This is a genomic window from Stenotrophomonas sp. STEN038, assembly GCF_056759895.1.
This window is the reverse complement of the sequence record NZ_JBRRDW010000002.1, coordinates 111,797-133,056: the sequence shown is the minus strand read 5'-3', so window position 1 is coordinate 133,056 and position 21,260 is coordinate 111,797. Positions and strand designations below refer to the sequence as shown.

17 protein-coding genes are annotated in these 21,260 nt (G+C 65.0%); 4 read left to right on the top strand and 13 right to left on the bottom strand.

Features of this window, described 5'->3' with window-relative positions:
* Positions 1-92 precede the first annotated feature (92 nt).
* From ACVOLS_RS01465 to pilG, 4 genes are read right to left on the bottom strand one after another with little or no spacing between them, the layout of a single operon-like run.
* Positions 93-2,129, bottom strand: coding sequence for a methyl-accepting chemotaxis protein (locus tag ACVOLS_RS01465; RefSeq protein ID WP_481544157.1), 2,037 nt, complete (start codon positions 2,127-2,129; stop codon positions 93-95).
* 41 nt (positions 2,130-2,170) lie between these two features.
* A complete protein-coding gene (locus ACVOLS_RS01460) occupies positions 2,171-2,701 on the bottom strand; it encodes a chemotaxis protein CheW (protein WP_282271121.1) in 531 nt (176 codons plus the stop codon).
* Positions 2,701-3,063, bottom strand: coding sequence for a response regulator (locus ACVOLS_RS01455; protein WP_481544156.1), 363 nt, complete (start codon positions 3,061-3,063; stop codon positions 2,701-2,703). The genes ACVOLS_RS01460 and ACVOLS_RS01455 overlap by 1 nt, the downstream gene beginning before the upstream one ends.
* 19 nt (positions 3,064-3,082) lie before the next feature.
* Positions 3,083-3,484 (bottom strand): twitching motility response regulator PilG, encoded by a 402-nt coding sequence (gene pilG, locus ACVOLS_RS01450; RefSeq protein ID WP_057628851.1) that lies wholly within the window; start codon positions 3,482-3,484, stop codon positions 3,083-3,085.
* Between the two features lie 240 nt (positions 3,485-3,724).
* Here pilG and gshB point away from each other — a divergent pair, with 240 nt between their 5' ends.
* Together gshB and ACVOLS_RS01440 are read left to right on the top strand one after the other, a co-directional pair.
* On the top strand, positions 3,725-4,672 hold the full coding sequence (gene gshB / locus ACVOLS_RS01445) for a glutathione synthase (RefSeq protein WP_282271113.1): 948 nt from the start codon (positions 3,725-3,727) through the stop codon (positions 4,670-4,672).
* Entirely contained in the window at positions 4,672-5,562 is an 891-nt protein-coding gene (locus ACVOLS_RS01440) for an energy transducer TonB (RefSeq protein ID WP_481544155.1), read from the top strand. Before gshB ends, ACVOLS_RS01440 begins: the two co-directional genes overlap by 1 nt.
* A 124-nt stretch (positions 5,563-5,686) precedes the next feature.
* Here ACVOLS_RS01440 and tsaB read toward each other — a convergent pair whose 3' ends face one another.
* The 4 genes from tsaB to mrcB form a co-directional block, all read right to left on the bottom strand.
* Positions 5,687-6,394: a tRNA (adenosine(37)-N6)-threonylcarbamoyltransferase complex dimerization subunit type 1 TsaB gene (tsaB, locus tag ACVOLS_RS01435; RefSeq protein ID WP_481544154.1), complete on the bottom strand. Its 708-nt coding sequence runs from the start codon at positions 6,392-6,394 to the stop codon at positions 5,687-5,689.
* A 9-nt stretch (positions 6,395-6,403) separates the two neighbouring features.
* Positions 6,404-8,500 (bottom strand): DNA repair helicase YoaA, encoded by a 2,097-nt coding sequence (gene yoaA, locus ACVOLS_RS01430; RefSeq protein ID WP_481544153.1) that lies wholly within the window; start codon positions 8,498-8,500, stop codon positions 6,404-6,406.
* A 153-nt stretch (positions 8,501-8,653) separates the two neighbouring features.
* Positions 8,654-9,157 carry a tetratricopeptide repeat protein gene (locus tag ACVOLS_RS01425; protein ID WP_481544192.1) on the bottom strand — a complete coding sequence of 168 codons (504 nt, stop codon included), beginning with the start codon at positions 9,155-9,157 and terminating at the stop codon, positions 8,654-8,656.
* 38 nt (positions 9,158-9,195) lie between these two features.
* Complete coding sequence (gene mrcB, locus ACVOLS_RS01420) at positions 9,196-11,622, bottom strand: penicillin-binding protein 1B (RefSeq protein WP_481544152.1); 2,427 nt, start codon at positions 11,620-11,622, stop codon at positions 9,196-9,198.
* 96 nt (positions 11,623-11,718) lie between these two features.
* Here mrcB and ACVOLS_RS01415 point away from each other — a divergent pair, with 96 nt between their 5' ends.
* Positions 11,719-13,821, top strand: coding sequence for a glycosyltransferase (locus ACVOLS_RS01415; RefSeq protein WP_481544151.1), 2,103 nt, complete (start codon positions 11,719-11,721; stop codon positions 13,819-13,821).
* Positions 13,822-13,932: 111 nt separating this feature from the next.
* On the opposite strand, the gene glyA is transcribed toward ACVOLS_RS01415, so the two are convergent.
* Genes glyA through ACVOLS_RS01395 form a run of 4 tightly spaced genes read right to left on the bottom strand, consistent with a single transcriptional unit; the run spans position 13,933 to position 17,990 of the window.
* Positions 13,933-15,198 carry a serine hydroxymethyltransferase gene (gene glyA / locus ACVOLS_RS01410; protein ID WP_481544150.1) on the bottom strand — a complete coding sequence of 422 codons (1,266 nt, stop codon included), beginning with the start codon at positions 15,196-15,198 and terminating at the stop codon, positions 13,933-13,935.
* Between the two features lie 47 nt (positions 15,199-15,245).
* Positions 15,246-15,941: a glutamine amidotransferase gene (locus ACVOLS_RS01405; protein ID WP_481544149.1), complete on the bottom strand. Its 696-nt coding sequence runs from the start codon at positions 15,939-15,941 to the stop codon at positions 15,246-15,248.
* The gene (locus ACVOLS_RS01400; protein ID WP_481544148.1) at positions 15,938-16,753 is read right to left on the bottom strand and encodes a YggS family pyridoxal phosphate-dependent enzyme; all 816 of its coding nucleotides are present in this window, start codon (positions 16,751-16,753) and stop codon (positions 15,938-15,940) included. The genes ACVOLS_RS01405 and ACVOLS_RS01400 overlap by 4 nt, the downstream gene beginning before the upstream one ends.
* Entirely contained in the window at positions 16,746-17,990 is a 1,245-nt protein-coding gene (locus ACVOLS_RS01395; protein WP_481544147.1) for a benzoate/H(+) symporter BenE family transporter, read from the bottom strand. The genes ACVOLS_RS01400 and ACVOLS_RS01395 overlap by 8 nt, the downstream gene beginning before the upstream one ends.
* Positions 17,991-18,104: 114 nt before the next feature.
* Between ACVOLS_RS01395 and pdxR the strand changes: the two genes are divergently transcribed.
* Complete coding sequence (gene pdxR / locus ACVOLS_RS01390) at positions 18,105-19,592, top strand: MocR-like pyridoxine biosynthesis transcription factor PdxR (RefSeq protein WP_481544146.1); 1,488 nt, start codon at positions 18,105-18,107, stop codon at positions 19,590-19,592.
* 116 nt (positions 19,593-19,708) lie between these two features.
* On the opposite strand, the gene ACVOLS_RS01385 is transcribed toward pdxR, so the two are convergent.
* Positions 19,709-21,256 (bottom strand): hypothetical protein, encoded by a 1,548-nt coding sequence (locus ACVOLS_RS01385; protein WP_481544145.1) that lies wholly within the window; start codon positions 21,254-21,256, stop codon positions 19,709-19,711.
* Positions 21,257-21,260 lie beyond the last annotated feature (4 nt).

Genomic DNA, 21,260 nt, shown 5'->3' with positions numbered 1-21,260 from the left:
GCATCAATTGCATGCCGTCCGGGCGGCCCTGCGTTGCGTTGTGACGAAACTTCATCTGCTGATTCCTCTGCATCCCCGCCCGATCAGTCCGTTCAGGCCGGCAACTTGAAGTCGGCCACCGAACGGCGCAGCTCTGCCGCCAACTGGTTCAACTGACCCAGCGAGTCGGCGGTCTGCCCGGCACCCTGCGAGGTCTGGCCGGTAATCTGCCGGATAACGCCCATCGTCTGGGTGATGTCGGTAGCTGCCGAGGCCTGCTGGTTGGCGGCGATGGAGATGCTTTTAATCAAATTGTTCAATGCGTTCGACACGCGTTCAATTTCGGTCAGCGCGGTACCGGCGTCTTCGGCCAGACGCGCGCCGGACACCACTTCGGCGGTGGTCTGTTCCATCGAGGTAACGGCTTCGTTGGTATCGGCCTGAATCGCCTGCACCAGACCTTCGATTCGGCGGGTTGCGCCGGAGGTACGTTCTGCAAGGCGCTGCACTTCGTCGGCCACCACGGCAAAACCGCGACCGGCTTCACCGGCCGAGGCTGCCTGCACGGCAGCGTTCAATGCCAGGATGTTGGTCTGCTCGGAAATGTCGTTGATCAGTTCCACGATCGAGCCGATCTCCTGTGAGGATTCACCCAGGCGCTTGATGCGCTTGGAGGTTTCCTGGATCTGGTCGCGGATCTGGTCCATGCCCTGAATGGTCTGGCGCACCACGCCGGCGCCTTCGGTAGCGATCACCACCGAGCGCTGTGCCACTTCGGCCGACTCGGTGGAGTTGCGCGACACCTGCTCAATGGAGGTGGCGATTTCGCCGATACGGTCCGAGGCGCTGGTGATCTCGTCGGCCTGGTGGCCTGCGGCTTCTGCCAGCTGCATTGCCGTTGCCTGGGTTTCCTGTGCCGACACCGCCACCTTCGAGGAGATGTCGTTGATGGTGGTCACCAGGTGGCGCAGTTCGTCCACGGCGTAGTTGATAGCGTCGGCGATGGCGCCGGTCATGTCCTCGGTCACCGAGGCCTTTACCGTCAGGTCACCTTCACCGAGCGAGCTGATTTCGTCCAGCAGACGCATAATCGCCTGCTGGTTGCGGCTGTTGAACTCCACCTGGGTCTGGTAACGCACGTCCTGCTCGCGCGAACGGGTACGCACCGTGCTCCACACGAAGCCGATGATCGACAGCACCGACAGGCCGCCGAAGATCACGCTCCACCAGAAGTTCGGGAAGATGCGGGTATCGCGGGCCGAACCGAAGGCCGAGAACGCATCGAACAGCTTGCGGCTGCTTTCCAGCATCTTGTCCGAACCGGTCGCCAGTGCGGCTGCCGAGGACTGTGCGGCGAACAGGTTGCGCGAGCTGGCCAGAATGGCGTCGGCGTCCTTCTTCATCTTTGCCCACTGGTTGGCCGACTGTTCCAGCGCAACCTGTGCATTGGCATTGCGCACGGCGGCAATACCCATTTCCTCATTGCCGTTGCGCAGGCCTTCCAGCACCTGCGTGAACACCACCATGTCGCGGGCCAGCGCGTCACCGGCGCCGCTTGCACCGGCACCGCCAGCGCGGATTTCGGTGACGCGACGGGCCATGGTGCCAACCACCACCACCTGCTGCAGGCCGTTGTAGACCTGCGAGGACTGGGCGCCGCCGGCAGTCATTGCGCGCACCACTTCGTTCAACTGCGCCTGCAGCTGCGGCACCGCGCCGACAAAGGCATCGGCATTACCGGCCAGGGCCAGCACGGCTGGCTCGGAGGCGACGATCTGCTCGGCGTTCTTGGACAGCGGCTTCCAGGTATCGACCAGCGCGTTCAGCGGGCCGGACACGCCAGTCTCATTGCCGTAACGGCCCTGCAACTCGCTGACCGTACTTTCCACCTTGCTGCGCGTGTCCTTGAACGCTGCGTAGCTTTCGCGGCTACCGGCCACGGCTTCACGGCCCTGGTTGGCCAGCTGCTGTGACAGCACCTGCAGATCGGCGGCGCCGGTACTGGCGCCGGCCAGTCGACTACCCTGCCAGGTGGCCACGCCGGTGTTGGCACCGAACACCACCATCGAGAGCACCAACAAGCCCAACCAGAAGTTGGTGCTTACGTTGCCAAGCTTGCCAGCCTTGGCGGCTTCAGGAGCAGTACTCATCGTTCGACCTCGGTCTCAATACGAAGAGGCAAGCGCGCCAATCAGGCGGCCGCTTGCCGGAATTCAGGAGTGCGGGAAAGCAGTGACAGCGAAAACACACCCCAGTCACGGCCTTCATCATGGAAGGCACGTTCGACGAAGTGCGCGTAACGGCCCTGGGCGATGTCACCGGCCGGCACCTGCATCGGTGCCTCGAAGCTGCGCTGGCCATACAACTCGTCGATCACCAGCGCGACGTCGCCGCCACTCTGGCGCATGATCAACACGCGCTGGCCTTCCTGCGGCGGCGTACGTTCACCTTCCAGGAAGTTCTTCAGGTCCACCACCGGGAACAGGTTGCCGCGCAGGTTGCCCACGCCCAGCAACCACGGCTGCGCGCCGGGAACCGGAGTAACCGGCGGCATCGGCACGATTTCCACCACTTCGCGGAAATCGGAGACCAGATGCCGGCTGCCAACGCGGTAACCCACGCCACGCCAGACATCCTGCGAAAAGCTGCGCTCGGGCAGCTGTACCGCGTGCGCCAGACTGCGGCGTTCGTAGGCTTCAAGGATGTCGAATGGAGAACGCATCAACCCACCAGTTTGTTGATCCGCGCGATCAGATCTTCCTCGCGCGGCGGCTTGACGATGTAATCGCTGGCGCCTTGACGCATGCCCCAGGCCTTGTCGGTTTCCATGCCCTTGGTGCTGACGATCAGTACCGGGATGGCACGCGTGGACTCGTCACGCGACAGCGCGCGGGTCGCCTGGAAACCGCTCATTCCCGGCAACACCACGTCCATCAGCACCAGCTGCGGAGCCTGCTCACGGGCAATCTGCAGGCCGTCCTCGGCATTGTCAGCCGACAACACCTCGTGCCCAGCCTTGAGCAACCACTGTGTAAACACCGCCCTGTCGGTCGGTGAGTCCTCGATCAAAAGAATTCGAGCCATTTTGTGCCTTTCCCCCTGGTCAGGCGTTGACGTATGTGCGGATGGCACCTAGTAGTTCGTCGCGGGTAAATGGCTTGGTGAGGTATTGCTCGGAACCGACGATGCGGCCACGGGCTTTGTCGAACAGGCCATCCTTGGACGACAGCATGATCACCGGCGTCGACTTGAACAGCTGGTTGCCCTTGATCAGCGCACAGGTCTGATAGCCATCCAGCCGCGGCATCATGATGTCGACGAAGATGATCTGCGGTTGCTGGTCAGCGATCTTGGCCAACGCTTCGAAACCGTCAGTAGCGGTAACGACCTCGCAACCTTCACGTTTGAGCAGTGTTTCAGCCGTGCGCCTGATGGTCTTCGAATCATCGATGACCATCACCTTCAGCCCTGCGAGTTCCCCACCCGCAGCCATGTTTTCAACCATTTTTGTTCCCCGAACGCGCGACCGATACCAAGTGCGATATTGCCGCGAAAGCGCATCTATATCCCAGCCCAGCCGCGAACTGTCAAGCGATGTCCGCAGGACTTGGCCGATCCCCAATGTAATGTGACCTGCATCTCAATAAAAGCGCAGCACCATTCAGCCTCAGCGTTCCGCTTTCCGCGCTGTGCGGCCCCGCCCTGAACGGCTAACATCGTCGACCAGATCTGCTGGATTCAAGTCATGCCTTTAGACGTCATCGTGGTGATGGACCCCATCGCCGACATCAAGATCGCCAAGGACACCACCTTTGCGATGCTGCTGGAAGCCCAGCGCCGCGGGCATCGGCTGCACTACGTGCGCCCCGGCGGGCTGTCCCTGCACGGTGGCCAGGCCCAGGCCGAGGTTGCCCCGCTGCAGGTGCATGACGACAAGGCCGGCTGGTTCAGCCTGGGCGAGTTCGCCCCGCTGGCATTCGGCCCGGGGCAGATCGTGCTGATGCGCAAGGACCCGCCATTCGATGGCGAGTACCTGTACGACACGCACATCCTCAGCGTCGCCCAGCAGGCCGGCGCCACCGTGGTCAACGACCCGCAGGGCTTGCGCGACTTCAACGAGAAGCTGGCCGCGCTGCTGTTCCCGCAGTGTTGCCCGCCGACCCTGGTCAGCCGCAACGCGCGCGAACTCAAGGCCTTCGTGCTTGAACACGGCCAAGCCGTGCTCAAGCCGCTGGACGGCATGGGCGGGCGCTCGATCTTCCGCAGCGGCACCGGCGATCCGAATCTCAACGTGATCCTGGAGACGTTGACCGATGGCGGCCAACACCTGGCCTTGGCACAGCGCTTCATTCCCGACATCAGCGCTGGCGACAAGCGCATCCTGCTGATCGATGGTGTACCGGTGGACTATTGCCTGGCACGCATCCCGCAGGGCGACGAATTCCGCGGCAACCTGGCCGCTGGCGGTCGCGGCGAAGGCCGTCCGCTGAGCGAGCGCGACCGCTGGATTGCCGCCCAGGTCGGCCCGGAAATGAAGCGCCGCGGCATGCGCTTCGTTGGCCTGGATGTGATTGGCGACTATCTGACCGAGGTCAACGTCACCAGTCCTACCTGCGTGCGCGAGCTGGATGCGCAGTTCGGCCTGAACATCGCCGGCCAGTTGTTTGATGCGATCGAGGCTGGCCTGGCCTGATGTATTCCCAGCCTGACGTCCTGCCCGCGGCACCGCGGGTCAGCGAGCAGCAACGCCTCACCGCCACCCTGGTGCTGTCCACGCTGGTGCATGGCTTGCTGATCCTAGGGGTGGGCTTTGCAGTGAGCGACAACGCACCGCTGGTACCGACGTTGGATGTGATCTTCAGCCAGACCAGCACCCCGCTCACGCCCAAACAAGCCGACTTCCTCGCCCAGGCCAACCAGCAGGGCGGCGGCGACCACGACAAGGCCCAGCGCCCACGCGATTCCCAGGCTGGCATCGTGCCGCAGTTGCAGGACGGGCTGGCACCGGTGCCGTTGCAGGCGCAGAACGCGGCAGCGCCACCGCCGCCGCAGGCGCGCATCATCACCAGCACCCAGGGCAAGGACCCGGTTGCGAGCGCGCAGACCCAACCGCTGCCGGATCGCCCTGATACCAACGCACCGATGAGCGCGCGCGAACAACGCGATGCGGCGATGGCGCGGCTGGCGGCCGAGGTGCATCTGCGCTCGGAGCAATACGCCAAACGCCCCAACCGCAAGTTCGTCTCGGCCAGTACCCGCGAGTACGCCTATGCCAACTACCTGCGCGCCTGGGTCGACCGCGCCGAGCGCGTCGGCAACCTGAATTATCCCGACGAAGCGCGCCAGCGCCGGCTCGCCGGCCAGGTGGTGATCACCGTTGGCGTGCGTCGTGACGGCAGCGTGGAGAGCAGTCGCGTGCTGCGCAGCAGCGGCGTGCCGCTACTGGATGCCACCGCCCTGCGCGTGATCGAGCAGGCGCAGCCGTTCCCGGCATTGCCCGAGACCAAGGACGACATCGACATCCTGCAGGTCACCCGCACCTGGATGTTCCTGCCCGGCGGGCAGCTGCACGACGATCGTTGAACCGGTTGTTTTGTAGGAGCGGCGTAAGCCGCAAAGCTCGTACATTCCCAGATCGCAATCAGGCCGGTAGTTCAGACAACACCGGTTTCGCGGCTTACGCCGCTCCTACAAAACCCAACAGATCTCAGCGCTTGGAATCGCGCAACGCCTGCTGTTCGATCAGGGTCAGCGCGACGTTGTCGCGCAGGTAGGCGGGCTGCACCAGCTCCGGGGCGATGGCTTCGCCGCGCAGCATTACCGGTACGGCGATCTTCAGCACGTCGGCAGCACTGGGCAATGCCTGCGCATCCACACTGCTCAGCCGCGGCTGCAGGCGCGCGTTCAACACGCCCTCGCCCGCCGCGAAACCAGTACCGACACCGGCCCAGGTGCTGTCATCGGCCGGCAGCTGCACCGCATCCGGCGCGACCAGCAACTCACGCTCCTGCAACTGCAGTGCGCCATCGGCGTCACGCAGATAGCGCGCCGCGTAAAGCTCCCCCATGCGCGCATCGATGCAGGCCAGCACCCGCGGCGCATCGGCCGGCGCACGCAGTGCCAAGGTCTGCAGGGTCGATACCGGCAACAAGGGCCGATCCAGCGCCAAGGCAATGCCCTGCGCGATGGCGATTGCCAAACGCACGCCAGTGAAGGCACCCGGCCCACGGCTCAGCGCGATCGCGTCCAGCTGGTTGCGGGCAATACCGGCTTCAGCCAGCAACTGCTCGGCCCACGGCAAGCTCAGCTCGGCATGCCGACGCGGCGCTACTTCAAACCGTTCCAATACCTGCCCATCCACATACAGGGCGACGGAACAGGCTTCAGTGGCGGTTTCAAAGGCAAGCAGCTTCATGGCATCACATCAGGAAAGGGAGAACGGCGGCGCTTCCGAACCAGCGTCGGCCGAGGCCGGCGGGCTGGCGGAATCCGCCACCGGCGCCCATTGTCGCGCAAAGAAGGCCTGCACATCGGCCAGCGCGCGGGTACGGCGGAATGCCGGCAGCGAATCCAGGAAGATCCGGCCGTAGCCGCGCGACAGCAGGCGCGGGTCGCACAGCACCAGCACGCCGCGATCGGTCTCGCTGCGAATCAGCCGGCCCACGCCCTGCTTGAGCGCGATCACCGCCTGCGGCAGCTGCTCATCGCGGAACGGATTGCCGCCTTGGCGGCGGATCGCATCCAGCCGCGCTTCGAACACCGGATCATCTGGAGCAGCGAACGGCAGCTTGTCGATCACCACCACGCTCAGCGCATCACCAACCACGTCCACGCCTTCGCGGAAGCTGGCCGCGCCCAGCAGCACGCCATTGCCTGATTCGCGGAAGCGCTGCAGCAGGCTGGCACGTGGCGCTTCACCTTGCACGAACAGCGGCCACGGGCCATCACGCAGCGCATCGGCCGCCTCACGCAGCGCGCGATGCGAGGCAAACAACAGGAATGCCCTGCCCTGCGACGCTTCCAGCACCGGCCGCAAGGTGGCGATCAAGGCCGCGCCATAACCACGCGCAGCCGGATCGGGCAGCTGCTGTGGCAGATAGCACAGGGCCTGCTGCTGCCAATCGAAGGGACTGGGCTGTACCAGGGTATCCGGATCATCCAGACCCAGACGCTTGGACAGATGTTCAAAGCCACCATCCACGGTCAAGGTGGCCGAAGTGAATACCCAGGCCGCCATCGAGCGCAGACGGTGCTCGCGCAACGGCCCGGACACGTCCATCGGCGTGCGCTGGCAACGGAAACCGCGCGGTGTCAGTTCGTACCACAGCACATCGTTGCCATCGTCGACGGGAAACAGCGAGTCGCTGGCCGCTGGCGCGACACCTTCTCCCGGCGCGACTGCAACCTCATCGATATCCCACGCATCGACCGCGCCACTGTCGCCGTCATCCAACCAGCGTGACAATCGCGACACACCTTCCAGCGCGCGTGCATGGCAGGCATCCAGCCCCGGCGAGGCTTCACGCACAAAGCCCAATGCATCACGCAGCTGGGCCATCCCCGCAGCGACCGCATCAAAGCCTTCCGCCACCGCCGGCACCGCCAGGGCACGCCAGCGGGTGCCACGTTGCGGCAGTTTTTCCATCGCCTCGCGCAGTTCGCGCAAGGCCAGTTCAAGCGTCGCCACCGGTTGCTGCAGGGTGGCCTGCGCACCAGCAACGCTGCGGCACTCTGCGAGGCAATCGCGCGCCAGTTCCTGCCACGGACGCATGCCGAAGCCTTCACCAAAGAAGTTGGCCGCAAGCTCAGGCAACTGGTGCGCCTCGTCGATGACGAAGGCCTGCGCGCCGGGCAGGATTTCGCCAAAACCTTCCTGCTTCAGAGCCAGATCGGCGAGCAGCAGATGATGATTGACCACCACCAGATCCGCCTCCTGCGCCCGCTGCCGCGCCTGCACCACGAAACAATCGCCCCAGAACGGGCAATCGGTTCCCAGGCAGTTGTCCACGGTCGAGGTGACCATCGGCAGCAACGGCGAATCATCGGCCAAGCCATCCAGCTCTGCCATGTCGCCGTATTGGGTGCGGCCGGACCAGGTGAGGATGCGCTGGAACTGCGCCACCTGCTCGGTCGAGGTGAAACGCGGCTCGCCGCGTGCCTGATCCAGGCGATAGCGACATAGGTAATTCGCCCGCCCCTTCAGCAGAGCGGATCGATGACCAACGCCCAATGCGGCGCGCACGCGCGGCAGATCGCGGTGATAGAGCTGGTCCTGCAACGCGCGGGTACCGGTGGAGACAATGGTCTTCAAACCGGACAGCAAGGCCGGCACCAGATAGGCGTAGGTCTTGCCGGTGCCGGTACCGGCTTCGGCCAGCAACACGTCGCGCTGCTGGAAGGTCTCGGCGATGGCCCCGGTCAGGCGCAGCTGGGCGGGGCGCGGCACGAAGGCATCGAGCTGACGCGCAAGCGCGCCGCCTTCACTGAGTGCTTCGCAGCTGGCGGTGACTAGGGAGGACATGGCTCAAGCGCCGGGAATGGTGAATCGAAAATAGGAAAAGGCCGCAGACCTCAATCGGAATGGTGAACGCGCCATGGCACTGACGGAATACACCCTCGCCCGGCGTTCAGGCACTTCCATTCCCTGTTCCCAACTCCCCATTTCCGGTGCAAATCAAAAGCGCTTGATCCCCGGCACGGTGCAGCCTTCGATCTGCGCATGCGCGGAGACGGCATTCTCTTTTTCGGCGCGGGCCAGACGCGATTGTTCGATGGTGGCCCAGTGGCGACGGCACAGCGGACCGGTGCGCGAGCCCAGATCCACCGCCTTCCTCGCCAAGGTCTCGGCACGCGACCAGTCAGCCTGCAGCAGGGCGATTTCGGCGCGTTCCTGCAGGATGCCCGGGTCATCGGTCACCTGCAGCAGCGCTTCGTTCAAGGCTTCGGCGGCACCGGCCAGGTCGCCGGCTTTGCGCAGGGCGATGGCGGTCTGGCGCAGATCATCCACCTGCGCATCGCGCAGCGGCTGCACTGACAGCTCGGTGTCATCGACACCGGCAATGGCATCCACCGCAGCCAGACGCTGGGCCGGGGTGGTGTTGTCGACCACCGCCGGCTTCGCCGCCGGTGGTGCGCTGACGCAGCCTGCAAGTGACAGGGAAGCTGCAGCAGCAAGCATCGTGTAGCGGATCAAAGACTTGGTATTCATGCTTGGGATTATCGCGCAGGCGTCTGTGCAGCGGGGGCCGCAGCCGGTTCAGGTTCCTTGCGATCCAACCCCAACCAACCGCGCCAGCCGCCGCCGGACTGCTCTTGGGCACCGTCGGCACCTTCTTCCAGTGGCACTTCCGCCGGCACTGCACAGGGCACGTACTGCGGCGCATAGCCAACCACGAACGGGAAGCGGCGCGCGCCCGGGCAGGACTCGTCGGTGGCATTGCTCCCTGCCGCTTCCACGTACTGCCAGTCCAGGCCCTTGTTGTTCACATGCAAGGCCTTGCTGGGCAGGTTGCGGAAGATCCCCGACCACACCCGCATCGCCCCGGAAGCACCAAACAAGCCGGTCTGCTCGTTCTGGTCGTTGCCCATCCAGATCACCGCCAGATGGTCGCCGGTATAACCGGCATACCAGCTGTCACGGCCGTCGTTGGAGGTGCCGGTCTTGCCGGCGGCCTGCAGCCGCGACAGACCTGCGGCGTTCAAGCCCGAGGCGGTACCGCTGGAGACCACTTGTTGCAGGCCAACGCTGATCAGGTTGGCAGCGATCGAGTCGCCCTCCTGCGCCGGCGCCGGGCTCTTGTCATAGCGCTTGAGCAGCTTGCCCTGCGCATCGACCACGCCACGCACCGCATGCAATGGCTGGATTTCGCCGCCGGAGGCAAGGAATTGATACAGCTGGGCCATGCCATAAGGGCTCTGGTCGGTAGAACCCAGGATCACCGCTGGATTGGATTCGGCCTTGAGCCCGGCCAGCACGTTGATCAACTGGGTCAGCCTTTCGGGGCCGACCTGCATGCCAACGCGCACGGTCGCCTGATTGTAGGAACGTGCCAACGCATCGATCAGCCGCACCGTTCCGTGGCTGCGGTTGTCGGCGTTGCCCGGGGTCCAGTTGCGGCCGCGGCTGAGCTTGACGGTTACCGGCGAATCATCGACCCAGCTGGCCAGCGAGAAACGATCCGGCTGGGCGAGCGCCAACAGATAGACGAAAGGCTTGAGTAGCGAGCCGACCGGCCGCTGTGCCTCGATGGCGCGGTTGAAACCGGGCTCGGATACATCGCGGCTGCCGACCACGGCCAGCACATCGCCGTTATGCACGTCGGTGACCACCAGACCGGTCTGCAGCTCCGGGCGCCGCTTGTTTTCCAGCGCCTTGATGGTGTGCGCGACCGCGCCCTCGGCATAGGCCTGGGCCGACGGCGACATGCCGGTGAAGACGTTCAAACCCGCACCTTGCAGCACACTTTCCGGGTAGTCATTGCCCAGCTGGCGACGTACCAGGTCGACATAGGCCGGGAAGCGGTTGGCTGCGGCAATACCCGCCGTCTTGGACACACCCAGCGGCGCCTTGAGGGCACGCTGATACTCGGCTTCGTCGATCAGGTTGTTCTCGTGCAGCTTGCCCAGGACGAAGTTGCGGCGGTCCAGCGCATTCTCGGGGTTGCGTCGCGGGTCGTAGAACGACGGGCCCTTGACCAGACCGATCAGCAACGCGATCTGCTCGCTGCTCAGCGAGTTGAGATCGCGACCGAACCAGAACTCGGCACCTGACGACACCCCATGGATGGCCTGCTTGCCACGCTGGCCCAGGTAGACCTGGTTGAGGTAGGCCTCAAGGATGGTGGATTTGTCGTAGCGCGCCTCCATGATCAGCGCGTACAGCACCTCGTTGAACTTGCGGGTTATCGTCTGTTCCTTGCCGATGCCGAGCAGGCCGCTGCGGGCCAACTGCTGGGTCAAGGTGCTGGCGCCCTGCCTGGTCTCGCCGCCCGTACGGATGGTTACCCATACCGCGCGCGCGATACCGCTCAGATCGATGCCGTGATGACGGGCAAAGTCCTTGTCTTCCACCGCCTGCAGGCCGGTGACCAGCAGCTCCGGCACTTCCGCAACCCGCACCAGCCGGCGCTCTTCCTGCTTCTGCCCATACAAGGTGGCGATACGTGCCGGGTCCAGACGCGCGGCTTTCAGTGCCTTGCGGCTGCCTGCATCGCGCAGGGAAGCCACCTGCCCGCCGGAGACCACCACGTCCACCTTGCGGGCGGCAACATTGCCATCAACGTCGACATAGCCGCGACTGGAAATACTGAAGCTGCCACCCTGCGCCTTGTAGGTGCCGGGACTGTTGCCAGCACCGTCATCGCGGTAACCGGAGGCCGCCAGCTCGGTCTTCAACGTATTGGCGTTCATCGCCGTGCCCGGGCTGAGCACCAACGGCCGCGCATAGACGCGGGTCGGAATCTGCCAACGCAGCTCGCCAAAACGCTGGCTGACCTGACTGTTCAGGTAGAGCGTATAGGGGATCATGAAGCCCAGCCCCAATGCGGCTGCAGCCAATCCCCAGGTGATCAAGCGGCTCCGCCACACAGGGCTGTTGCCGTCGGTATCGTCTTCGAACTCGTCGGAATCGTGGCGTCGTGGCACAGGGATGCGAGAATGTGGTTTGCAATGAGTCTAACGCAGCCGCATCCCCGGGGGCGTTGGCTGTCAGTTCCCTGCTTAAGCTGGAGTTCCAAAGGAATGTCGATTTCGCTGGCCGATGCGCGCTACGCCGTCAACCGCATCATCGGCCTGGTCCGCCGGGGTCTGGCCAGCCTGCGCACCCGTGGCTGGCGGGCAACCCTGCACCGGGTTGGCGTGCATACCCGCCGCCAACCGCCGGCTCAGCGTGACCCGCTGTACTTTCCTACCAACGCCCCCTTTACGCCGTTCAGCGTGCCACGCAGTGAGCGTCCGACGGCCAGCATTGTCATTCCGGTCTACAACCACTGCGCCCATACGCTGGCCTGCCTGCGTGCCCTGGCCGCGCATCCGCCTGCTGCCAGCTGCGAAATCCTGGTCATCGATGACGGCAGCAGCGACAGCACCCGCGCCTGGATGCAGCAGATCGATGGGCTGCGTTACCACCTGCGGCCGCACAACGGCGGCTTCATCGCCGCCTGCAACGACGGCCTGCGGCTCAGTCGCGGCGACTATGTGGTGCTGCTCAACAACGACACCATCCCCCAGCCCGGCTGGCTGGACGCACTGCTGGAGACGTTCACCCGCATACCTGAAGCCGGCCTGGTCGGGTCCCAGCTGCTGTATCCGGATGGTCGCCTGCAGGAGTCTGGCGGCGTGGTCTTCGCCGATGGCAGCTGCTGGAGCTACGGCCGCTTTGAATCAGCCGAAGATCCCCGCTACAGCGCGTTGCGTGATGCCGACTATTGCTCCGGCGCAGCACTGGCCATACCGCGACTATTGTTTGAAGAGGTGGGTGGACTGGACAGCTTGTATGCACCGGCCTACTACGAGGACACCGACCTGGCTTTCAAGGTGCGCGCAGCCGGACGCCGCGTGCTGGTGCAGCCCGCCAGCCGCGTCGTACACGATGAAGGCACCAGCAATGGCACCGATACCAGTACAGGAGTCAAGGCCTATCAGGTCCGCAATCAATCCGTGTTCGCCGCCAACTGGCGGGACGTACTTGCAGCGCAGCCCGCGGCCGGCAGCGTGCCATCCCCTGCCCTGCTGCATCGGCGCCAGCGGCAGATCCTGATCATCGATGAGTGCCTGCCACAACCTGATCGCGACTCGGCCTCGCTACGCCAGTTCAACCTGATCCGCATGCTGCTGGCCGAAGGCGTGCATGTGGTGTTCCTGCCCACCCGCGGCGAGCCCGCCAGCCCCGCCAGTGAAGCACTGCAGGCCATGGGCGTGGAGGTCTGGCACGCCCCCTTCCTCGATGGCGTGGGCAGTTGGTTGCGCGACAACGGCAAACGTTTCGCGGTGGTCATGCTGGTCCGCTACCACGTTGCCAACGAATGCCTGCCCTTGCTGAAGCAGTTCGCTCCGCAGGCGCGTACCGTATTCGACACCGTCGACCTGCACTACCTGCGCGAGCGCCGTGGTGCCGAACTGGCCCGCGACCAACGCCTGCTGCGCAGCGCCGAACGTACCCGTGCCAGCGAGCTGGCGGTGATGGCTGCCACCGATGTGACCCTGCTGGTCAGCGCCGCCGAAAAAGAGCAACTGGTGACCGACGCGCCGCAGGTGCAGGTGGAACTTATCTCCAATCTGCATGAAGTCGCTGGCGCCGGCCAGGGCTGGGCACAGCGGCATGATCTGGTGTTCGTCGGCGGCTTCCGCCACCCGCCGAATCTGGATGCGATGACCTGGTTCATCGGCGAGGTATTCCCGCTGATCCATGCGCAGCGCCCGGAGATCCGCTTCCATTGCATCGGCGCCGATGTACCCGACAGCATCCACGCACTGGCCGCGGACAGCCCCGGCGTGCTGGTGCATGGCTATGTGCCGGATGTTGTTCCTTTCATGACCGGCATGCGCGTTGCGGTGGCGCCGCTGCGCTTCGGCGCCGGGGTCAAGGGCAAGGTCAACCTGAGCATGGCCCACGGCCAGCCGGTGGTCGCCACCACCTGCGGCGTGGAAGGCATGCACCTGCATGACGGCCAGGATGTGCTGGTCGCCGATGGCAACCAGGCATTTGCCGCTGCAGTGTTGCGCGTGTATGACGATGCCGCGTTATGGCAGCGTCTGTCGGACAACGGTTTGGCCAATATCGCCAGGCACTTCTCGATGGATGCGGCGCGCCTCGCCGTGCAGCGGGTATTCCTCAATCGGTAGCGCATTGCACGGCGATCTCTGCCAGATACCTGCGCGCGTGGAATCTGCGCGCGCCATGACCATCAAGTTCAATCGCTGCTCAGCCCTCGCTGGCGCACGCAGCAGCCTGCTTCAGCGATATACCGGATAGCGCCGACACAACGCCGACACCTGCTCACGCACCTCGCCGGTCACTTCATCAAGCCGGCCCGTCCCAAGACTGTCGAGCACGTCGGCAAGCAGCCCGGCCAACTGCTCGCATTCGGCGACGCCAAAGCCGCGCGTGGTCATCGCAGGTGTACCGATACGCACGCCCGAGGTCACGAACGGCGAGCGTGGGTCATTCGGCACCGAATTCTTGTTGGTGGTGATCCAGGCACGGGCCAGCGCGGCATCCGCTTCCTTGCCGGTGAACGGCTTGCTGGACAGGTCGATCAGCATCAGGTGGTTGTCGGTGCCGCCGGAGACGATCTGGTAACCACGCTGCTGCAACACCGCCGCCATCGCCCGCGCATTGTCGATCACCTGCCGCTGGTAGGTCTTGAACTCCGGCTGCAGCGCCTCCTTGAAGGCAATCGCCTTGGCCGCGATCACATGCATCAGCGGCCCGCCCTGGATGCCCGGAAAAACGGCCGAATCCAGCCGCTTGTTGAAGTCCGCGTCCTGCCCCTTGCTGAGGATGATGCCGCCACGTGGTCCGCGCAGGGTCTTGTGGGTGGTGCTGGTCACTACGTGCGCGTGCGGCAGCGGGTCCGGGTATTCGCCGGCCGCAACCAGCCCTGCCACATGTGCCATATCCACCCACAACAGTGCACCCACCTTGTCGGCGATGGCGCGCATACGCGCCCAGTCCTTGTGCCGCGAGTACGCCGAGAAGCCACCGATCAGCAGCTTGGGCCTGCTCTGCATCGCGATGCGTTCCATCTCCTCGTAGTCGATCAGGCCGCTGCGCGGATCAAGCCCGTACGGCACGATCCGGTAGTGACGGCCGGAAAAATTGGATGGGTTGCCGTGGGTCAGGTGTCCACCCTGCGCCAGGTTCATGCCCATCACCGTGTCACCCGGATTGGCCAGTGCCAGGAACACCGCCGCATTGGCCTGTGCACCGGCATGCGGCTGCACATTGGCGTAGTCGCAGTTGAACAGCTGCTTGACCCGCTCCAACGCCAGCCGCTCGGCCACGTCCACGTTTTCACAGCCGCTGTAATAGCGCTTGCCGGGGTAGCCTTCGGCGTACTTGTTGGTGAACACCGAATCCTGGATCGCCATCACCAGCGGACTGGCATAGTTCTCCGAGGCGATCAGTTCGACGTGATCATGCTGGCGCTGCTGTTCGGCCGCCAGCGCCGACGCCAGCTCGGGGTCGAAGTCGGCAAGATCGTTGGATGTGTCATACATGGCTGTTGCTCCTGTGCTTGAGTTGTTCGGTGGAATGCTCGACTCCGCTACCGGCTTGGCAGCGCATCCAGCCAAGTGCCAAATACCGCCCGCGCTGCCAATGGCAAGCTCGATGCCGCGGCCTCGGCCTGCCTGCGCAATACACAAGGATCGATACCGGCCTGGGCAAGCTCACAGGCATGTCCGACCAGCCACTGTTCGATCTGTTGCGGCTGCGCCTCCAGATGGCACTGCAGCGCGAGCACATGCTCACCGACGCTGAATGCTTGATTCGCGCACAACGCGGTCCCGGCCAGAGGCGTCGCTCCCTCGGGAATCTCAAAGCGGTCGCCGTGCCAATGCAGCACCGGCACCTGCTCCAGGCCAGCCAACGCAGAAGCCCTGCCCTGCGCGGTCAGCGTCAACGGGGCGAAACCGATCTCTTTCAGCCCCATGCTGGCAACCTCCGCACCCAGCGCGCGTGCGATCAGCTGCGCACCGAGGCATATACCCAACAGCGGCAGCCTGCGCTGCAGTTGCCGCTGGATCAACGCCAGCTCATCAAGCAGAAATGGATACTCGCGCTCGTCGAATGCAGCTATCGGCCCGCCGAGCACGACCAGCAGGTCGGGCTCCTCCTGAATGTGCAGATCATCGCTGGCTGCCTCCAGATAACGCACGCTGTAGCCGCGCTCGTGCAACAGCGACTGCAAGCTGCCGAGGTCCTCAAATTGCAGATGGCGTATGGCGAGGGCAGTCTTCATTGCCCTGCCTCCGCAGCCACGCCGTCACTTGGCCAGTAGTAGCTGTCTGGCAGCGGCCGCGCACCGAATATCGCCTGGCCGACGCGCACCACGGTGGCACCCTCTTCTATGGCGATTTCGAAATCGCCCGACATGCCCATCGACAATTCATTCAACGAATCACCAACAGCTGTGTCCTGCCGCAACCGATCGCGCAGTTCGCGCAGCTGCACGAAGCAGCGGCGCACGCGCGCGGCCTCGGCCGAGAACACCGCCAGCGTCATCAGGCCACGCACGCGCAACGCCGGATAGGCACCCAGCGCCCGCAGATACGCGGCCACCGCATCCGGTGCCAGCCCGTACTTGCTGGCCTCGCCCGAGGTGTTGACCTGTACATACACATCCAGCGAACGGCCTTCAACCTGTAGCCGACGTTCAAGTGCTTCGGCCAGGCGCAGGCTGTCCAACGCTTGGAACTCGCTGGCGAAGCGCGCCACGAGCTTTGCCTTGTTGGTCTGCAGATGGCCGATGATCGACCATTGCAGGTCGCCCAGGTCCTGCATGGCCTGCCATTTGCCTGCAGCCTCCTGCACCTTGTTTTCGCCCAGCACGCGGCAGCCGGCGGCATGGGCCAGGCGCAGGCTGGCTTCGGGTTTGGTTTTGCTGACCGGCAGCAGACGCACCTGCGCAGGGTCGCGGCCAACGCGCAGGCAGGCGGCGTCCATCCGTGCCCGCACCGCGGCCAGGTTGTGGCGGAAATCCTCCACCGTCGCCGCCTGGGGATAGCGCCCATGTTGCGCGTGTTGGGTCTGGGTGGATGACGAATCAGCCATTGGCCTGCTCCGGTTTGTTGCTGTTGGCTAGCGCTGGCTGGCTTCGCGGCGACCAGCGCCCATGCAGCAAGGCATGGGCCAGCAAACCGATAAGCAGACCCCAGAACGCGCCACCGATGCCGAGCAAGCTGATGTTGGCGGCTGCCGCCAGGAATGTGATCAGCGCCGCTTCGCGCGTGCGCGGCTCGGCCAGCGCCGTGGCCAGGCTGCCGCCTATCGTGCCCAGCAGTGCCAGCCCGGCGAGGGTGGCAATGAAAGTCACCGGCAGTGCCATGAACACCGCGGCCAAGGTCACCCCGAACACCCCGACCAGGATGTAGCACAGGCCCGCGGCAACCCCGGCAATCCAACGCCGCGAAGGGTCTTCATGCGCTTCGCGGCCGGTTGCGATTGCGGCGGTTATCGCAGCGATATTGAACGCATGCGAACCGAACGGCGCCATCAGCAGGGAACCGAGTCCGGTGACCGCCACGATTGGATTGGCGCTGGTCTTGAAGCCGTCGTTGCGCAGTACCAGCATGCCGGGCATGTATTGGCCGGTAAGGGTGATCAGGAACAACGGCAGCGCCACGCTGAGCAGCGCATTGAGCGAGAACACGGGCGTTGTCAGAATTGGTTTGGCCAGCTGCAGCGACACCGCCGACAGATCCAGCCGGCCCTGCAGCCACAGGAACACCAACCCCAGCAACAGGATGCCGACAATGGCATAGCGCGCACTGACGCGCTTCAGCAACAGATAGGCCACGATCAACAAGCCTGCGAGCAGCGGATCAACGGCAAGCCCGGCAAACGCACGCGTGCCGAACTGCAGCAGGATGCCGGCCAGCAGGCCGGCCGCCACCCCGGCAGGAATCAACCGGATCAGCCGGTCGAACCAGCCTGACAGGCCCAGCACCACGAAGGCAGCGGCTGAAATCAGGTAAGCACCGATCGCTTCGTTGTACGGCGTTGTCGCCAGCGCCGTTACCAGAAAGGCTGCGGCAGGCGTGGACCACGCGGTGATGATCGGCGCACGACTCAGCCAGCTCAGCAGCAGCCCGCTGACCCCAACGCCAATCGACAGCGACCACACCCAGGACGCGGTCAGCTCGGGGCTGAGCCCGGCCACCTTGGCCGCCTGGAATACCAGGATGAAGGTGCCACCGTAGTTGACGATGACCGAGACCAGCCCGGCAACGATGGGATGGATCAGGTCAGCCGGGCGCGTGGCCCGGAAGGAAGCAGCGGCAGACGGCATGGTGAAGGTCGGACTCCTGGTGGACGCCGGTGGATGCCGGCGCGGCGGGTCCGTTTTTATAGGCCTAGAATGGCCTGATTGATCCCGCCACTTTATGCACATAGGCCAGACCAATTGTTCAGGCACGCACAACTTGAATCGGTGAAGGCCTGGGTCGTCGACCCGGCACAGCGGAGCCTGCCACTGCATGTCCGCATCCAGCGCGCGGTACGCCAGCTGATCCTCGACGGCGCCCTGGATGCGAGCAGACCGTTGCCGGCTTCGCGCGCCCTTGCTGCCTCGCTGGGCGTATCGCGCGACACGGTGGAAGCGGCTTATGGCCAGTTGCATGCCGAGGGTTTCATTGAACGCCGGGTTGGCAGCGGCAGCTTCGTCGCAGAGGGTGCGCGCCGCCTGGGTGGGCGCGGCACCGCACACCGCAGCAGCTCCATGCAACAACCATTGCGGCTGAGCCAGCGCGGCGCTGCCATGTACCGCAATGGCGGGGTGCGTGAGTTCCTTGCGCCGCGCGCATTCGTTCCCGGCGTGCCGGAAACCCGCAACTTCCCCTTGGCGATCTGGGAGCGACTACAACGCCAGGTGCTGAAGGAATGGGGCAGCGCTGCCCTGTTGCATAGCCCGCCACAAGGCATGGCGCCGCTGCGCAAGGCAATCGCCGACTACGTCAACCTGGAACGCGGCGCCCACGCCAGCCCGGAGCGGGTGCTGGTGGTGACCAGCTCACAGCAGGCATTGACCCTGTGTGCCAGCGTGCTGCTCGATCCCGGCGAGCAGATCTTCATCGAGGACCCCGCCTATCACGGTGCGCGCAAGGCGTTTGATGCTGCCGGGCTGGACTGCGCGCCCATACCCGTGGATGCCGATGGCATGCGTGTGGACCTGCTGCGCGACGCGCGACAGCGCGCGCGGGCGGTGTTCCTGACACCCTCGCACCAGTTCCCCAGCGGCGCGACGCTGGCGCTGGAACGACGCCTGCAGATCATCGAATGGGCCAGGCAACAGCAGGCCTGGATCATCGAAGACGACTACGACAGCGAGTTCCATTACGCAGGCAGACCAATGGCCTGCGTGCAGGGATTGGATGCGCACCAGCGCACCATCTATATCGGCACCTTCACCAAGTCGCTGTTCCCCGGCCTGCGCATCGGCTTCATGGTATTGCCGACCGAGCTGGTTGCGCCGATGACCATCGCGCGCACCTTGCTGGATGGGCATAGCGCACCAATTCCGCAGCTGACACTGGCGCGTTTCATGGAAGGCGGGCATTTCGGTGCACATGTGCGGGCCATGCGCGCGATTTATTGCGAACGCCGTGATGTGCTGGCGAAGCTGGTGGGCCGACATCTGAAGGATTTCGTGGAGCCGCGCGTACCCGATGGCGGCATGCAGATGCCCTGCGTCTTCATCCGCGATATACCCGAGCAGCAGGCCATCGATGCAGCGCGCCGCGCCGGGATCGATCTGCTTGGGCTGAGCGGACTGCACGCCTGCAGCGAACAAGCGACCGCAGGCTTCCTGATGGGATTCGCCGCGCATACGCCCGATGAACTCGAGGTGGCAGTCAAGAAGCTTGTACAGGTGTTGCGTGTAGTTGCCCGTTGAAAGCCTGAATCTGGGTCATCGAGCGCAGCCATGCTGCGCGGGGGCTTTGCCGGGAAAGCCTCAGCCGAGCATGGCTCGGCTCTACCGGGATCGCGTGGCGGGCCTGCTCGCTGCCATCAACGCAGGGCGTTGCGGACACGCTCGCTGAAGCCGGCAATCTCCGGCGTCGCCGGATCGATTTCACGCGCCTGCAGCAGTGCCTGTTGTGCAAAGGCGGTATCACCGCCTCCCAAGCGTTCGCTGCCCACCGCAATCCAGCGCTGCGCCAGACGACGCCGTGCCGGTGCCAATGCCGGATCGGTCGGGGCAAGTGCCTGCCAGGCATCCAGGCAGGTACGCGCAGCGCGCAGCCGATTGCCGCGCAGGTTGTCGTCCAGGCAGGTGCGCGCGGCCGGAAGTATCCTTGCCGCCGCGCGTTTGACCCGCGGGTCCTGCGGCGCCAGCGCCTGTGCCGCCTTGAAGCGGTCATAGGCGCTGCTGCCGGGCGGCAACAACCATTGCTGGCGGGCCTCGGCGTCGTCCAATTGTTTGAGCAGCGCCTTCAAGCGGCGCTCGCGCTCGGCGGCGCTGACCGGCACGTCCATCGATTGCCGGGCCTGTCGGGTGCGCTGCAATACCTGCTCGGCGGCACCCAGTTCGGCGCTGTCGGGCGCCAACTCGCGCGCATGCTGGAGGGCGCGCTCGGCCGACTCAAACTGGAAGTCCGCGGCCAAACGCAGCGCTTCCTGCACCTGCGCATGGGCAATGCGCTGCAGACCTTGCCGCGCGGCGGGGTCCTCGCCGGCCGCCAGCACTTGTTGGAAAGCGTCGGCTGCACGCTGCAGGCGACCGCGCGCCAGGTCACGCTCGCCCTGCTGGCGTCGTTGCTCCAACGCAGCATTCATCACTGCCTTGACCGCCGGCAGGTTGGCGTGGCCGGCGTCATAGCGCTCCACCCGCTGCAGCAAGGCCGCCGCTGCGGCCAGATCACCGCGATCAGCCGCCCGTGTAGCCTGGGTCAACAGATCGGACAGCACCTCATCACGCCCTTCCAGCGCCTGCATCTTGTCCGGCTGCAACGCCAGCACGCGCTGGTACAGCGGCAAGGCCGCGTCCGCCGCATCATCCAGGCGGCCCTGCGCCTGCGCGGCCTCGGCCTGCTGCAACAGCTGCTCGATGCCGTCATGCCCGCGCACCGCCTGCTGCAGCTTGGCGGCGAGCAGATCAATCTCGGCCGAAGGTGCCTGCAGTTGCCGCGCCAACGCCAGGCTGGCCGCAGCAGCCTCGCGATCCCCAGCCGCCAACTGTGCGCGCGCCTGTGCAAGCGCTGCCTGCGCGGTCTGCACCAGCGCGTTGCGCACGTCGCTGCGGTCCGGGTCCAGCGCGGCGGCAGCTTCAAACAGCTCACGTGCCCCGCGGCCGTCGGCTGCGCTCAAACGCCCCTCGCCCAGCGCCTGGCGACCGTCATCGAGCAGTTGCTGGATTTTGGTTTCCGGCCACAGCCAGTCGGCCAGCGGCTGCCGGAACAATGCCAACAGCAGCGCCAAGATGGCTACACCGATGGCTATCGAACGCCAGGCACGCGGGCTGTTCCAACCACGCGCCACCCACCAGCGCCCGTACAGCCGCAGCTTGTCGCCGAATGTCTCCAGTCCCTGTTGGCCGCGCTGACGCCAGTTCTCCATGCGC

What these genes read in the sequence shown, in the direction of transcription:
- ACVOLS_RS01465 (WP_481544157.1), bottom strand. Translation starts at nt 2,129, where the DNA reads ATGAGTACTGCTCCTGAAGCCGCCAAGGCTGGCAAGCTTGGCAACGTA.
- ACVOLS_RS01460 (WP_282271121.1), bottom strand. Translation starts at nt 2,701, where the DNA reads ATGCGTTCTCCATTCGACATCCTTGAAGCCTACGAACGCCGCAGTCTG.
- ACVOLS_RS01455 (WP_481544156.1), bottom strand. Translation starts at nt 3,063, where the DNA reads ATGGCTCGAATTCTTTTGATCGAGGACTCACCGACCGACAGGGCGGTG.
- pilG (WP_057628851.1), bottom strand. Translation starts at nt 3,484, where the DNA reads ATGGTTGAAAACATGGCTGCGGGTGGGGAACTCGCAGGGCTGAAGGTG.
- gshB (WP_282271113.1), top strand. Translation starts at nt 3,725, where the DNA reads ATGCCTTTAGACGTCATCGTGGTGATGGACCCCATCGCCGACATCAAG.
- ACVOLS_RS01440 (WP_481544155.1), top strand. Translation starts at nt 4,672, where the DNA reads ATGTATTCCCAGCCTGACGTCCTGCCCGCGGCACCGCGGGTCAGCGAG.
- tsaB (WP_481544154.1), bottom strand. Translation starts at nt 6,394, where the DNA reads ATGAAGCTGCTTGCCTTTGAAACCGCCACTGAAGCCTGTTCCGTCGCC.
- yoaA (WP_481544153.1), bottom strand. Translation starts at nt 8,500, where the DNA reads ATGTCCTCCCTAGTCACCGCCAGCTGCGAAGCACTCAGTGAAGGCGGC.
- ACVOLS_RS01425 (WP_481544192.1), bottom strand. Translation starts at nt 9,157, where the DNA reads ATGCTTGCTGCTGCAGCTTCCCTGTCACTTGCAGGCTGCGTCAGCGCA.
- ACVOLS_RS01415 (WP_481544151.1), top strand. Translation starts at nt 11,719, where the DNA reads ATGTCGATTTCGCTGGCCGATGCGCGCTACGCCGTCAACCGCATCATC.
- glyA (WP_481544150.1), bottom strand. Translation starts at nt 15,198, where the DNA reads ATGTATGACACATCCAACGATCTTGCCGACTTCGACCCCGAGCTGGCG.
- ACVOLS_RS01405 (WP_481544149.1), bottom strand. Translation starts at nt 15,941, where the DNA reads ATGAAGACTGCCCTCGCCATACGCCATCTGCAATTTGAGGACCTCGGC.
- ACVOLS_RS01400 (WP_481544148.1), bottom strand. Translation starts at nt 16,753, where the DNA reads ATGGCTGATTCGTCATCCACCCAGACCCAACACGCGCAACATGGGCGC.
- ACVOLS_RS01395 (WP_481544147.1), bottom strand. Translation starts at nt 17,990, where the DNA reads ATGCCGTCTGCCGCTGCTTCCTTCCGGGCCACGCGCCCGGCTGACCTG.
- ACVOLS_RS01385 (WP_481544145.1), bottom strand. Translation starts at nt 21,256, where the DNA reads ATGGAGAACTGGCGTCAGCGCGGCCAACAGGGACTGGAGACATTCGGC.